The organism is Staphylococcus lutrae (assembly GCF_002101335.1).
Lineage (GTDB): Bacteria > Bacillota > Bacilli > Staphylococcales > Staphylococcaceae > Staphylococcus > Staphylococcus lutrae.
Genome location: NZ_CP020773.1, coordinates 538,331 through 552,910 on the forward strand (window position 1 = coordinate 538,331; position 14,580 = coordinate 552,910).

Here is a 14,580-nt window from a genome sequence, read left to right on the forward strand (position 1 = left end):
TCATGCCAAAAACGGCAAAACAATATTAGTTTGCCCACCACCTGATTTGACAAGGAACGCAAAAACATCCCGTCACACAGTCATTGATGGGATGTTTTAACGTTTAACTGATTTTATTGTTTGACTTGTACAATACGGGCATATTTAAGAAATTGTGCAGGATATTGCGCTTTCACTTCTTGTGGTGTCAAATACGTCACACCAACGATATGCCAATTGGGATTAAAACGGTAAAAAGAGTCTTTCTCTTTACTCCACTTCACCATACTCCCATTTTTATGATAGCGTGGTAAAGTCATTTCATAGCCTTCCAAGACATTAATAAATGTTTGGAAAATAGCGACATCGATACGCTCAAACTGATCAATCACTAAAAACTGACGATCTGTTTTAGGCATCAACTCTGTAATAAATCCTTCTCTATAATATAATGCACCGGCTTCATTTGGTAAATATCTGCCATAGAGCATCTCTTCTGTAAAGTCTGGATGACCCACAGTCATCACAGGCGTTGCGTTCGCTTTTTCAACAAGTGCTTGTGCCGAATTTAATCCGCTCTCATGCGCCTCTGCTAAGAGCAAGATAAATGGCTTGAGTTCATCATCCTGTCCCCCGCTTTCAGTGGACGGAACTGCTTCGAATTGGCCTTTTAAACCATCATTTTCGCTCATTTCCATAATCGCATTAAATTGTGTAGGCGTTAAGCTCGCAATGGCTTGTTTTGCGTTTTCTTGCAAAAAGTACAAATTTTTAAGTTTAGGATGCTTATTTAAAGTCATCAAGCTGACAGGATGTATATCCTCTATGTAACGTAGCTCAATCGCAGTGCTATTCGTTCTCCCCGCTTCAGGTGGTCGCTGATGAATATGATGTGCAACTTCTGCGCGTCCCACAACGGATTGATTGGAAAAGCGATTGTAGACAATCATCTGATCTCCGACTTCCAGTTGTGTGTAATGATGATAGCCATTGCGTTTAATACCGTTTAATGTATGCGTATAAATCGTATACGTTTCACCACATTCAAAGTTTTCCGTTTCGGCAATAAAAAAGTATCGTGGAATGGATACTTCTCCACTTCCCAAGCCTTTAATCAATTCAAACTCATCATAGGAAATCTTGTTGAAAAGCGTTTCTTTCATGTTATTCATTCGAAACTCTAACGCTTCACTTCTCTTAAGATAGTCCGTCGTCAACGCCTTAAACATTTCATTGAATTTAAATTCTACATGTATTTTATTTTGTGCACCTGTTTGTACACGAGTGATTTCTCCCCACCCGAGTAAACCTGCATCCGTTTGCACTTGGTAGAAGATGACCTTATCACCGATTTTGGCTTGTTTAAAAGCACGAAAACCTTGTGTTGGATTAAACTGTGCACCTGATTCAAACACGGTTGTTTGCCCAACAAGTGGTTCATTGTGATTCCATCTATTATAACCGCAATTCAGCCAAAAATAATTCGTTTCTGCTGTCATGGTAATGTTGTATCTCCTTTAAAATATTTTTCTCATCCATTATAAAAGCAATAGGATGAATCAACAACCACTTTTTAGTCTCCGTTCATACTTGAAAAGTGTCTTACGGCCATTGGAAAACCATATCTCTATAGGTTTTCCTGTTTTAACTTGCGTCAGTCACTTAACATCTCGTCAAACCAACCTATTCTATCGTGACCACACCAATTAGGGCAATAAAGGAAAGTCATGTCACACTTGAAAGCAACTGGCTACAACGACAACCCCTATTCCCCATCAAAGCGCTATCTAGCCCGATTTTCACTTTACTGGCTATTGGCATTAAACGTAGCTCACCATGAGCGTAAATTCCCCTTCAAACACATTATCTAAATCTTCTGCTGTTAAAATTAAATGATTTCCTTTTTGAATATCATAAATCTCGCCATCTGTAATCAATTGGCCTTGTCCTTCAAGTACAGACACAAGCACAAACTCTCGTGGTTTCATATAATTCAATGTCCCGTTGACTTCCCATTTCGCTACTGTGAAGAAATGGTTTTGAACAAAAGTCGTACATTTATGGTTTTCAATGACTTCTGTTTGCGGAATAACATTCGGACTTTCTTCGCCTATACTAATGACATCTTTACCCTTTTCAATGTGTAATTCACGTTTCTTTCCATCTTGATCCACGCGGTCATAGTCATAAATACGATAAGTCGTATCCGATGATTGTTGTGTTTCCAAAATCATTATCCCTTCACCAATTCCATGCACAGTCCCAGCTGGAACGAAAAAGAAATCCCCTTTTTGTACAGGAACACGTTTAAATAAATGTTCAAACTCATGGTCATCTAACATTTGATTTAATACTTCACGTGATTCCGCATATGTTCCATAAATAATCTCTGCACCTGGTTTCGCTTCAAGTATATACCAACATTCCGTTTTACCATATTCACCATTTTCATGTTCATATGCATATGTATCATCCGGATGAACTTGGACAGAAAGCTTTTCAGTTGCATCTAAAATCTTAGTTAATAATGGGAATTTCTGTGTTGGAAACTCCCCGAACAATTTAGGTTGGTTTTCCCATACTTCATCCAATGTTTGCCCTTTATACGGCCCATTTAAAATGCGGTTGGCGCCGTGTGGATGCGCTGAAATCCCCCATACCTCTCCAGTATGGTCACTTGGTAAATCATAACCGAATTGTGCGAGATTTGTTCCACCCCAAATTCTTTCTTGAAATACAGGTTCAAGTATTAATGGCATTGGGGATCACCTCTCAATCTTTCATAGTTTGCTCAATTTTTATGTATATTAGATGTGATATGTACAATCACCTCTATAAACGCGCACATACCTCTATCGGTATTGTAACATATCTACTTTAAATACGCTCCTTATTTCAGAAAGGTGCAGCTCAATGGATGCCCCGTATTAAGACCATATAGGACTGTGCTACAAACCGCAGCCCATCACCCTGTCATTTGAGAAACGTAGGATAGTGATATACATGAAAATATAGTATCTTTGCGCAATTGTCAATAGTCACTCATCAGACATATGAAAACGCCCCTCAAAATCGCCACTTCCAATGGTTTCTTTGAAGCACGTCTCCCCTTGCTCATATTCACGTATCGAATCATCAGCTTAAACTGACTATCATCGAGTATAAGACAACATATTGTTGCCATGTGACTCAATGACCGTTTTCACGTAAAAGGCATCATCTCATACGATTTAGCAATGCTGTACTCAACTCTACTCTACATGCAAGGCTTAATCTGCATTCACGATATAATTCTCTACTAATGTTTGACGTGTCTCTGCCAAATGCGCCGCCATCAGTTGAGACGAAGCTGCCCCTTCTTTATTTTTAATCGCTTCTAAAATAACAAGATGCTCCTCCATCAACTTTTCCATTGTTTTTTGACGACTATAAATGTAGATATGACGCGTTCCTTTCATTGTTTGTTGAATTAAATCCGCAATGTTATTCAACAGCTCGTACAAAAGTTGATTGTCTGATGCTTTCGCAATAGCCAGATGAAATCTTAAATCCGCTTCTTCTCCCGACTTGTTATGCTGAATCGCTCTGTTCATTTCTTCTAATGCGACCGTCATCACTTGAATATCTTCTTCTGTCCGTCGTGACGCTGCCAACTGTGCTGTTGCAACTTCCACAACTTCACGCAGCTCCAAAATTTCTTGAATGCGTTTTTGTGTCAACGCTTGTGATGTAAAATCGAATAACAATGGCTGTTTTTGTTTAACGAACGTGCCATAGCCATGCTTGATTTCAATCAATCCAATAATACGTAATGCATTGAGTGCTTCTCGAATGGAAGCGCTACTCACGCCATACGTTTCTGCAAGTTTTTGAATGGAAGGCAAACGTTCCCCTTCTTTCAAAATGCCTTCTTCAATTTGTTGAATCAATATATCCGCAATCTTTTCATAAATTTTTTGACTTGAAATCTTCATTTTCTCCACCACAACCCTTCTACTTCATTTTAACAAAAATAAAGGTGTAACTCTTTAATCAATTTCAATCTATATCTATTGTTTTGTTATAATTGAACTAAAAATAACATTTCATGACCCTATTATTTTGCAAATGCCCAAGATTTTGATAATGTGGTGTATATGCGAAAGGAGTGCTCTCAATTGTTTACATTTACCAAACTATTCTGGCACAATACACAAAATCAGAAACCTAAATTATTCTCAATTTCTATCATTGGTTTTGTCATTTTATTACTGCTAACAATATTATCCATGTCACCTTTTAATGTATTGCTTCAACTATGGCAATTTTCTGTCTTATCAGGAAACCAAAACTTTACTTATTTAATTCTTATGATGGTTGCCTCTATTATTTTAACCATTTGCTTATTTACAATGTTGATTTTCCCATTTTTTGTTGGCGTGATTCAGGCAATCCATCACAGTATCGTTGATGGTTACACCTTGCAATGGAAAAATTTAGTTGGTGCGTTTAAGAAAGGCGTATGGGGTAAAACCGTTCTCACAGGTGTATTTGTACTATTATTCATTGTATTCACACTGATTGTCTATGCTTTAGTGAATGCCGGCGTAACATTTTTGATACAAAAACTGTTCAATCTTATTCGTTCAACGAATAACGGACAAAGCTTTTTACAATTGATCATTAGTATTCTCATCGTCATCGCTTCATTTGTGTCAAGTATCGTAGTTTGGCTTGCAGGGATTTATATCACTCATGTCGCTGTTTCTATCAATGAAGATGCGACGCGCTCACTTAAAATCCATTTTAAAGAGGCATGGAGAGGAATGAGAAATGGACATCAAACATTTTTCCGTTTCTTATTAGGATTACTGTTAATCAATTTACTGTTTATCATCATTAATGAACCGGTCAACTTTTTAATTCAACAAAACCTAGCACATATCTCACAAAATATCGCGAATACTTTATCAATCGTGTTGAGTATTTTATTACTATTGATTCGTTACTTCATTTACTTCATCCTCATCGGGAGTATCGTACAATACTTTGTACGTCGAGGCAGTCAATCTCCTACCTTATAATGTGCGATAACCGGACAACAACGTAGCCATTTGAGTAAAATGGTGCACCGCACTGAGGCAGCGATGACTAGAGTTGAAAAATCTTGCAAAAGCAGCATTTCTTCTCAGTCATCACTTGCCCAAGTGTTTTAAAAACGATAGCAATTCTCATATCCCCTCTTTTGATTGCGTCACCAACCCCCATCTATACTGACTGCTGATCTCTATAGGCTTCTCACTTTAAAACGATCATTCATTTTCAACATAAAAATAAATGCGTCGCCATACACTCTATGGTTCATGCGACACATCTACCATTTTTAGATTCGTGTTTTAAAGTCCTTCATTTTGCAATAGGTGTTGCTGTAAAAACAGGGCTGCTCCATCAGCGTTATTGTCAAATTCTGTTTCGTAAGTTGCCATCGCTTTAATGTGTGGCGCAGCATTTTTCATTGCAACAGTGATGGCGCCTTTTTCAAACATTGTTCGATCGTTATCACTATCACCCATCACTAATGTTTCAGAACGATCTATATTGAAATGACGACACATTTCCACAATACCTGTGCCTTTATTCACTTGATACGCCATCGTTTCAACGTTATTCGGAGTAGAGTTAGACACTTCAATGCGCAACGCCTCTATCTGTTCAATCATACGATTGCGAAATGGTTCGATTTGCTTTAAATCCGGATGGAATAAATATATTTTTGAATAGCCCAGATCAGCTGGTAACGAAGACCGCCAAGTTAACTTTTCTTTAATCGCCTCATGTCGAGAAAGCCATTCACTTTGATGGACAGCTTCAGGCTTATCACCTGCTACCATATTCAACATCCATGTTTGATCTTCTTCCAATGCAAATCGAGGTTCTGTAAACGGAAAAATTTCATAATATATCCCATCCTGCTGTGCAGCAGCGACGATTTGAGCAACAGTTGCCTCACTTAAATCATGTTCGAATAAAACATGGTCTCCCACATGGCCCAACGTACCGTTTGATGAAATGACACCGTCAAAGACCAAATCATCTGGAATTAAAAGATGAATTTCTTCATATGCGCGCCCAGTCGCTAAAAAGACTTTATAGCCTTTTTCACGTAATTGATTCAATATTTGTGCTGTCTTTTCAGAAGCTCTATTGTGGCTTTGCAGAATTGTACCATCCATATCTAAAAAAATTGCTTTTACATTTTGCATCATGACTTTCCTTTCATTACATAATGATAAATTTATTGTGGCATCAAACACAAAATATCGCAACTCCTGTCATTCATGCAACACTTTTACAACGTACTTTAGATAATAGTCGAGAATATGCGTCACAGTCTAACAGCGCCAGCGCCCTTAGTTTGACAGGCTTGTTCCATTTTAGCATGCGCCATAAAAAATCGACCTCGTAAAATGAAATCATTCATTTCACAAGGCCGACGTTGACAAAGAGCCCGTTGACAAAACGTCTATTATTCTTATTGCTCACTATTTCAATTCAACATATCATCGGACATTTCGTCTGATAAATGAGGCATGCTTGTTATTCCACTGTCACGGATTTCGCAAGATTACGTGGTTTATCCACATCTAATCCACGATGCAATGCGGCATAATAAGAAATCAATTGCAATGTAACTACAGAGACAAGCGGTGTCAGTAATTCATGAACATTCGGTATCACATACGTGTCTCCGTCTTTCTCAAGCCCTTCCATTGAGATAATACAAGGTGCTGCACCACGCGCAACAACTTCTTGAACATTACCTCTAATTGAAAGATTAACATTTTCCTGAGTCGCAAGGGCAATGACTGGTGTGCCTTCTTCAATCAAAGCAATCGTCCCATGTTTTAATTCACCACCCGCGAAACCTTCCGCTTGAATGTATGAAATCTCTTTCAGTTTCAAAGCACCTTCTAAGCTGACATTGTAGTCAACCGTACGACCGATAAAGAATGCATTACGTGTCGTCTCTAAAAATTCTGTCGCAATGTCTTCCATTTTCGGTGCATCATCAACAATCGTTTCAATTACTGCAGTGACTTTACCCAATTCACGAAGCAAATCAATATCCGCTTGACGGCCACGTGATGACGCTACCACTTGAGATAAAATAGATAGAACGGCAATTTGTGCAGTATATGCTTTTGTTGAAGCGACAGCAATTTCTGGACCTGCATGTAACAACAATGTATGATCCGCTTCACGAGACAGGGTCGATCCCGCAACATTCGTAATGGTCAATGATTTGTATCCTAGTTTTGTCGTTTCCACTAATACCGCACGACTATCCGCTGTTTCCCCTGATTGAGAGATATAAATAAACAATGGATTTTCAGAAAGCAACGGTATATTGTACACAAATTCCGATGAGACATGTACTTCTGTCGGGATACCGGCCCACTTTTCAATAAATGTTTTACCTACTAGGCCAGCGTGGTAACTTGTCCCCGCTGCAATGATATAAATTCGATCCGCCGCTTGAATATCTTTAATGATTTCTGAATCAATTTTCAATTCACCTTTATCGTCTTGATACTCTTGAATGATACGTCGCATGACTGCAGGCTGTTCGTAAATTTCTTTTAACATGTAATGATCGTAAATTCCTTTTTCAGCGTCCGAAGCATCGATTTCTGCAATATAGCTCTTTCTCTCTATCTTTTCGCCATTTAAGTTTTTAATGATCACTTGATCACGTTTAACTAAAACGATTTCCTGATCTTTTAATTCTTTATATTCGCTTGTAATTTGAATCATTGCTAAAGCATCTGACGCAATCACATTGAAATCATCGCCAATCCCAACGAGTAACGGCGATTTATTTTTAGCAACGTAAATCGTATCATCATCTTCGCGATCCAATAAACCTAATGCATATGATCCATGTAATAATGAAACCACTTTTGTAAATGCTTCTTCTGTTGATAAACCTGTTTCTGAAAAATGCTCAATTAACTGTACAATGACTTCGGTATCCGTGTCAGAAACAAACGTGACATTTGACAGATATGTTGCTTTTAACTCCTGATAGTTTTCAATCACACCATTGTGCACTAATGTATAGCGCTCACTTGTTGACTGATGTGGGTGTGAATTTTCAAAACTCGGTACGCCGTGCGTCGCCCAACGCGTATGACCGATACCTGTTTGTCCATCAATCTCATGTGCCGCCGCTTCACGCAAATCTGCAATACGTCCTTTGGCTTTTGTGACTGTCACTTCATTCCCTTCTCGCGTTGCAATTCCGGCTGAATCATAACCACGATACTCTAGCTTTTCTAACCCTTTTAACAGTAATTCTTTTGCATTTTGACGTCCAATATAACCAACTATTCCACACATAAATAATTTCCTCCACGACGAAATAACGGTGCAATTGTTCAATTTTTCACATATTGTGACATGCTGTTTTCATGCCCCAATAATGAAAATTGCATTAGCATCGTTCTCTAATTATTATTTTGCTATTGGCGATCTTACTAACTTTGTCCAACAAGTTACCCTGTTGATTTGATTAATAAGCTAACGAATGAGCCACATCCGGGATAGCATCCGCCGATCATATTCGATCACTATCCTCCTCGTCCACAACTACATTCTATACATCTGCTACACACTCTGCTTTAGTATGTAGGTCATCAATCTATAGCGTGTACTTGCGCTGGCGCTTTGTAATGCTGACTACCTCTACCCTCCTTCATCAGAATATAACCTATTGTACAATGAGTGAAACTTTCTTTGCAAATAAAAGTACAATATTTTCGAAAATTATTGTTGTGTGTTTGAGCCTCATATCCTGTACTTTTTAGTTAATTATATATTTTTGATATTCAATGCTGTTCAATTATAATCTTTAATCATTATTTGCGCACAATGGTCAATGCAATTCCCTCATCTATCCTTTAAAATCGCTTTCATTTTAAGTTAAACATCAGTTTGTCCTCGTTAACACCATTTGTGATTTTCCTCTCTCAAAAGGCCTTTCTAAAAAGTGGCCTCGAGACATTATTTGTCATTTTACACTTAACTACATGTCGTATCTTGAATACACCACGAAACCGCCTCATTCCTTTTTTACTATTGTCGCATAATTATGAACTGTCATTTTCTAAAGCGTTTCTTCATCATGAGCCTGTTTCTTCTATATTTATATCACTAAATGTATTTTGTCATTTTCAACGTGACAAGTTGGTATTTTCTATTTATTGTAAACGACTAAATAACGCTTTAAGATGTACACACAAACCAATTTTTTATTAAGGGGTGTCAAATAGATGGCAAATCAAGAAAAAACAGAACAACAGCCGATGAAAGAACAGATTCAACGTCGCGTTCAAGCATTCGGTTCATTTTTAAGTAGTATGATCATGCCGAATATCGGTGCGTTCATTGCTTGGGGTTTGATTACTGCGTTATTCATTCCTGATGGCTGGCTTCCAAATGAGGAACTTGCCAAAATGGTCGACCCGATGATCAAGTTTTTAATTCCACTACTCATCGCCTTTAGCGGAGGGCGTCTTGTCCATGATTTACGTGGTGGGATTGTCGGTGCGACTGCAACAATGGGTATCATCGCTGCATTCCCAGATACACCTATGTTAATCGGTGCCATGATTATGGGTCCATTAGTCGGTTGGCTGATGAAAAAAGTGGATCAGTTTTTACAACCACGTACACCAAACGGCTTAGAAATGCTATTCAATAACTTCTCAGCAGGTTTCCTTGCATTCTTCATGACGATTTTCGGTTTTAAAATTTTAGGCCCTATTGTTGAAGGCTTAATGAAAATTCTCGGTGCAGGTGTGGATTTCCTAGTTTCACATCACTTGCTTCCACTTGTAAGTATCATTATTGAACCTGCAAAAGTTGTCTTTTTAAACAATGCGATTAACCATGGTGTCCTTACACCGCTCGCATCAGAACAAGTGAGCCAAGCAGGTCGTTCGATTCTTTACACATTAGAGTCTAACCCTGGTCCTGGTTTAGGTATTTTACTTGCTTATATGGTCTTTGGTAAAGGGACTGAAAAAGCAACATCATACGGGGCAGCATTCATCCACTTTATCGGTGGTATTCATGAAATTTACTTCCCTTACGTTCTTGCACGTCCATTGTTAATCTTTGCAGCAATGGCGGGTGGTATGACAGGTGTTGCAACATTTAGCTTATTCAACTTTGGTTTAACAGGCCCAGCGTCACCAGGTTCAATCCTTGCATACTTTGCAGTCACACCTAAAGGCAGTTACTGGGTGATGTTACTCAGCATTTTCTTATCAACATTAGTGACATTCATCGTCGCATCTGCCATTTTGAAATTTTCTAGAGGTTCTAAAACAAGTCTTGCGGATGCAACAGCGAAAATGGAAGCGACAAAAGGTAAAAAATCTCGAGTTCGCGACACATTCATTCAAGAAGATGAAACAACAACTGACCATACAACTGCAACTGCTGAAGCGACATCTACAACAACTGATAACGCAACACTTGCAGAAGAAGATCCAGAAGTATTGTTAGACAAATATGACACTGAAAATGTTGAAGCACATGACTATAGCCATATCGACCACATTATTTTCGCTTGTGACGCAGGTATGGGCTCAAGTGCGATGGGTGCAAGTCTGTTGCGTAAAAAATTTCAAAAAGCTGGTATCGACAATGTAGAAGTGACAAATACAGCGATCAACCAACTTCCAGGTGAGTCACAACTTGTCATTACTCAAAAAACATTGACAGACCGTGCGATTAAACAAGTACCTAACGCGATTCATCTTTCTGTAGATAATTTCTTAAACTCACCGCGCTATGAAGAGTTAATTAAAAACATTAAAGAAAAAGAGAATCAAGAATAAGAAATCATGTAATGGGGATGTGATCTGCTGCATGTATATCAGACGTCGGGAGCGTGACATTTTAGAAATACTGCTGAAAAATCAAGGGTTACCTATTTCTAGATATGATATCGCTCAACAATTAGGGGTATCTTCGCGAACGGTGCATCGAGAACTGAACAATCTCGATGCAACCCTCGCACCTTTTGAAATCACCATTCAACGTCCTAAAAATCAAGGACTCCTCTTGGTCGGTGCACATGATGATATTGCCCGATTACAACAAGAACTCGGTCAAGACACTGTCATTGATTTAAGTACAGAAGAACAAAAAGTCATTATTTTATATGCCTTAATTCAGTCAAATGAACCCGTGAAACAAATCGGTTTAGCTTCGGAAATTGGCGCATCTCTGCAACAACTGAGCAAAGTGTTGGATAAACTCGAACAAGATTTGAATCAGTTCAAAATTGAGCTCATTCGAAAACGCGGTGTCGGAATTTCAATTCTCGGTAGCGAAATGCATAAACGTGAACTGTTAAGCCAACTGATGATGGAACGTTTAGATAGTACGAGTGTGTATTCCGTCATTGAAAATCATTTTGTCTTTCAATCGTTAAATCATAACCGACTGCCTATGGTCGACATGAAAGAGATTTTCCAAGTTGAACGGTTGCTTATGGATGATTTGGATCACTTGCCGTATTCATTGACAGAATCAAGTTATTTGGCACTCATTGTTCACATTGTCTTAAGTATTGAACGTATGCGCCATGAACAATATGTCTCTATTAACGATGACACTATGGCAGAAGTTCAAGCGACTGATGAATATCACATTGCTTGTCAAATTTCAGATCGCCTCGGACAACATTACGGCATTACGTTCAAGCCGGCAGAAGTTGCCTTTATTACGATTCATTTACGCGGGTCAAAGCGAAAAAATGATAAAGAGGATCAACAATTATCGCAAAATGTACCACAAGTTGCTGCGTTAATTGACATGGTCGCGATGGAAACTGGGCTGAAATTTAACAATACCCATGAATTAAAAGAAGGCTTGTTGTTACATCTCACGCCTGCTTTAAATCGGATACACGCTAAAATCGAAACTTACAATCCGATGACGACACGCATTCAAAGCGCTTATCCGCGATTATTTGAAGCCGTACGACATGCGGTCACTGATTTATGGCCACACCTTCATTTTCCAGACCATGAAATTGCCTTTTTAGTCTTACATTTTGGTGGCGCTTTACAAAAACGCCAACATGCATCATCTGTACTTGTCGTATGTAGCAGTGGTGTCGGAACAAGTCGTATTTTGGCCAATCGCTTAAAAGAAACGTTTCCTATGATTGACTGTACGACGCAAATGTCTGTAAGTGATTTAAAATCGCATGACCTCACACAGTATGACGCGATTATTTCTACCGTGGAGTTGGATTTAGAACAGCCGTATTTAACGGTAAATCCCCTACTTCCTGAACATGAAATTGCGAAAACTTCTTCATTTTTGCACCAACAACTGCCGCAAATGTCAGGAGTGCATCCGCGTTTAAACGATACGGATACAAAGCCTACTGTAACGGGTACGACTGATGCGACAAAAGTGGACCAAAAAATTGATGCGATGCGCGAAAGTTTACAACTGTTAGATGCATTAGAAGTATTCCAAACGGATCTGACGGATTGGTCGTATGATATCGCGCAACATCTTTATCACAAAAAGATTACGCATGATTTAACTGCTGTACAACAACTTTTGAAAGAACGTCACGATAAGCAATCTTTTGTATTATCACCATTTCGAGTCGCGATTCCACATTTTGCCAGTGCACACGTCGAAACACCTTACATCGGCGTATGGCACTTAGCGACACCTTACGACTTTGGTGAAGGGCACACTGTCGACACGTTATTCTGTGTTTTTTTACCGGAAGATACACAACTTCAACGTCTCGTCAGTGAAATCTATGGTCAGTTGTCACTCACTTTAGATGAACATGAGGACGCACTGACCGACGCAACGCACATTGAACAATGGATTAAGCAAAGTATTATCACATTGAATCAACTATAACAAGGAGCGATTGATTATGGAAAACTTATTAAGAGACGAAAATATTTTATTAAACCAATCTATTTCTACACAAGAAGAAGCAATTGAAAAAGCAGGACAACTACTTGTAGATAGTGGTGTCGTTAAAGCAGGCTACGTACAAGCGATGAAAGACCGCGAACAAATTGTATCCACATTTATGGGTAACGCTTTAGCCATTCCACACGGCACAGATGAAGCGAAAAATGAAGTAATCGCATCAGGTTTATCATTATTACAAATTCCTGAAGGCTTAGACTGGAATGGTGAAGAAGTGAAAGTTGTGATTGGTATTGCTGGTAAAGATGGCGAACATTTAGACTTGTTATCACAAATTGCGATTACATTCAGTGAAGAAGAAAATGTAGACAAAGTCGTCAATGCGGCATCTCCACAAGCAATTCGTCAAGTGTTCGAGGAGGCGGATGCATAATGAAAGCACTTCATTTTGGAGCAGGTAATATCGGTCGTGGTTTTATCGGCTTTATCCTCGCAGACAACCAGTTTGACGTGACATTTGCAGATGTTAATACAGATATCGTCAATGCCCTTAAAGCAGAACAAGCTTATGAAGTGACACTTGCTGATGAGGCGCAAACAAAGACGACCATTCACAACGTCAATGCCATTCATTCTGCTGAAGAACCAGAAGCACTTAAAAACGCAATTTTAGAAGCAGATTTGATTACAACTGCAGTCGGTGTGAACATTTTACCTATCATCGCAAAATCATTAGCACCGATTTTAAAAACTCGTACCACACCTGTAAACATCGTCGCTTGTGAAAATGCGATTAATGCGACAGATGCATTGAAAGCAGCAATTTTAGATGAAGTGGAGACTTTAGATGACAACATTCATTTCTCTAACGCTGCCGTAGACCGTATCGTCCCTATTCAACACAATGAAAATATTTTAGATGTGACAGTAGAACCATTTTACGAGTGGGTGATCGAACAAGCGACTTGGCACGGTCAACAATTGGACGGAGTGAAATATGTAGATGCACTCACACCTTATATCGAACGCAAATTGCTGACAGTGAATACAGGTCATGCTTATCTTGCTTATGCAGGTCATTATTTCGGTCATCAAACGATTTTAGAAGCGGTTCATGATGAAAAGATTGCAAAAGAATTAGAACGTACATTAACAGAAACAAGTCAATATATTACTAACACATTTGACTTTTCTGCAGAAGAACAAGCCGTATATCGTGAAAAAATCATCGGCAGATACCACAATCAATATTTGTCAGATGACATTCAACGTGTCGGACGCGGTGTCTTAAGAAAATTAGGACCACAAGACCGTATTATGAAACCATTGAAAGCATTATATGAATCCAACGAACCGCATGATGCGTTAACACAACTGGCCGCTTATGCACTCGTGTACAAAGATGCACAAGATCCAGAAGCTGTTCAAAAAGAAGAACGTATTCAAGCAGTCGGGGTTGAAACGTTTTTACAAGAACATGCTGAACTAGATGACAAATTGGCACATGCCATTGCGAACAAATATCAACAATTATCATAGCATTTAAAAAGCTGGGTGTACATCCCAACTTTTTATTACTTTTATAAAAATGAGTGATAAACTCTATGACCTAACTTATTACGCTTTATGTCTTTT

The 14,580-nt window shown here is 38.7% G+C and carries 10 protein-coding genes; 5 read left to right on the forward strand and 5 right to left on the reverse strand.

What is annotated here, in order from left to right; all coding sequences use genetic code 11:
- Positions 1-113 precede the first annotated feature (113 nt).
- The 3 genes from B5P37_RS02710 to B5P37_RS02720 form a co-directional block, all read right to left on the reverse strand.
- Positions 114-1,478 (reverse strand): EVE domain-containing protein, encoded by a 1,365-nt coding sequence (locus B5P37_RS02710; RefSeq protein ID WP_085236793.1) that lies wholly within the window; start codon positions 1,476-1,478, stop codon positions 114-116.
- 321 nt (positions 1,479-1,799) lie between these two features.
- Complete coding sequence (manA, locus tag B5P37_RS02715; RefSeq protein ID WP_085236794.1) at positions 1,800-2,738, reverse strand: mannose-6-phosphate isomerase, class I; 939 nt, start codon at positions 2,736-2,738, stop codon at positions 1,800-1,802.
- Between the two features lie 510 nt (positions 2,739-3,248).
- Positions 3,249-3,953, reverse strand: coding sequence for a FadR/GntR family transcriptional regulator (locus B5P37_RS02720; protein WP_085236795.1), 705 nt, complete (start codon positions 3,951-3,953; stop codon positions 3,249-3,251).
- Between the two features lie 183 nt (positions 3,954-4,136).
- Here B5P37_RS02720 and B5P37_RS02725 point away from each other — a divergent pair, with 183 nt between their 5' ends.
- Positions 4,137-5,042 (forward strand): lytic transglycosylase, encoded by a 906-nt coding sequence (locus B5P37_RS02725; RefSeq protein ID WP_085236796.1) that lies wholly within the window; start codon positions 4,137-4,139, stop codon positions 5,040-5,042.
- A 312-nt stretch (positions 5,043-5,354) separates the two neighbouring features.
- Here the strand turns inward: B5P37_RS02725 and B5P37_RS02730 are convergent, their stop codons facing one another.
- Positions 5,355-6,221, reverse strand: a complete 867-nt coding sequence (locus B5P37_RS02730; RefSeq protein WP_085238404.1) for a Cof-type HAD-IIB family hydrolase — start codon at positions 6,219-6,221, stop codon at positions 5,355-5,357.
- Positions 6,222-6,555: 334 nt separating this feature from the next.
- Positions 6,556-8,358, reverse strand: coding sequence for a glutamine--fructose-6-phosphate transaminase (isomerizing) (glmS, locus tag B5P37_RS02735; RefSeq protein WP_085236797.1), 1,803 nt, complete (start codon positions 8,356-8,358; stop codon positions 6,556-6,558).
- Positions 8,359-9,290: 932 nt separating this feature from the next.
- On the opposite strand from glmS, the gene B5P37_RS02740 reads away from it, so the two are divergent.
- From B5P37_RS02740 to B5P37_RS02755, 4 genes are read left to right on the forward strand one after another with little or no spacing between them, the layout of a single operon-like run.
- Positions 9,291-10,865 (forward strand): PTS mannitol transporter subunit IIBC, encoded by a 1,575-nt coding sequence (locus tag B5P37_RS02740; protein WP_085236798.1) that lies wholly within the window; start codon positions 9,291-9,293, stop codon positions 10,863-10,865.
- A 31-nt stretch (positions 10,866-10,896) separates the two neighbouring features.
- The gene (locus tag B5P37_RS02745) at positions 10,897-12,927 is read left to right on the forward strand and encodes a BglG family transcription antiterminator (protein ID WP_085236799.1); all 2,031 of its coding nucleotides are present in this window, start codon (positions 10,897-10,899) and stop codon (positions 12,925-12,927) included.
- Positions 12,928-12,943: 16 nt separating this feature from the next.
- Entirely contained in the window at positions 12,944-13,378 is a 435-nt protein-coding gene (locus B5P37_RS02750) for a PTS mannitol transporter subunit IIA (RefSeq protein ID WP_085236800.1), read from the forward strand.
- The gene (locus tag B5P37_RS02755; RefSeq protein ID WP_085236801.1) at positions 13,378-14,484 is read left to right on the forward strand and encodes a mannitol-1-phosphate 5-dehydrogenase; all 1,107 of its coding nucleotides are present in this window, start codon (positions 13,378-13,380) and stop codon (positions 14,482-14,484) included. The genes B5P37_RS02750 and B5P37_RS02755 overlap by 1 nt, the downstream gene beginning before the upstream one ends.
- Positions 14,485-14,580: the final 96 nt, after the last annotated feature.

Excerpts from the sequence above, each read along its gene's own strand:
- glmS (WP_085236797.1), bottom strand. The coding sequence starts at position 8,358 with ATGTGTGGAATAGTTGGTTATATTGGACGTCAAAATGCAAAAGAATTA.
- B5P37_RS02745 (WP_085236799.1), top strand. The coding sequence starts at position 10,897 with ATGTATATCAGACGTCGGGAGCGTGACATTTTAGAAATACTGCTGAAA.
- B5P37_RS02720 (WP_085236795.1), bottom strand. The coding sequence starts at position 3,953 with ATGAAGATTTCAAGTCAAAAAATTTATGAAAAGATTGCGGATATATTG.
- B5P37_RS02755 (WP_085236801.1), top strand. The coding sequence starts at position 13,378 with ATGAAAGCACTTCATTTTGGAGCAGGTAATATCGGTCGTGGTTTTATC.
- B5P37_RS02740 (WP_085236798.1), top strand. The coding sequence starts at position 9,291 with ATGGCAAATCAAGAAAAAACAGAACAACAGCCGATGAAAGAACAGATT.
- B5P37_RS02730 (WP_085238404.1), bottom strand. The coding sequence starts at position 6,221 with ATGCAAAATGTAAAAGCAATTTTTTTAGATATGGATGGTACAATTCTG.
- manA (WP_085236794.1), bottom strand. The coding sequence starts at position 2,738 with ATGCCATTAATACTTGAACCTGTATTTCAAGAAAGAATTTGGGGTGGA.
- B5P37_RS02750 (WP_085236800.1), top strand. The coding sequence starts at position 12,944 with ATGGAAAACTTATTAAGAGACGAAAATATTTTATTAAACCAATCTATT.
- B5P37_RS02710 (WP_085236793.1), bottom strand. The coding sequence starts at position 1,478 with ATGACAGCAGAAACGAATTATTTTTGGCTGAATTGCGGTTATAATAGA.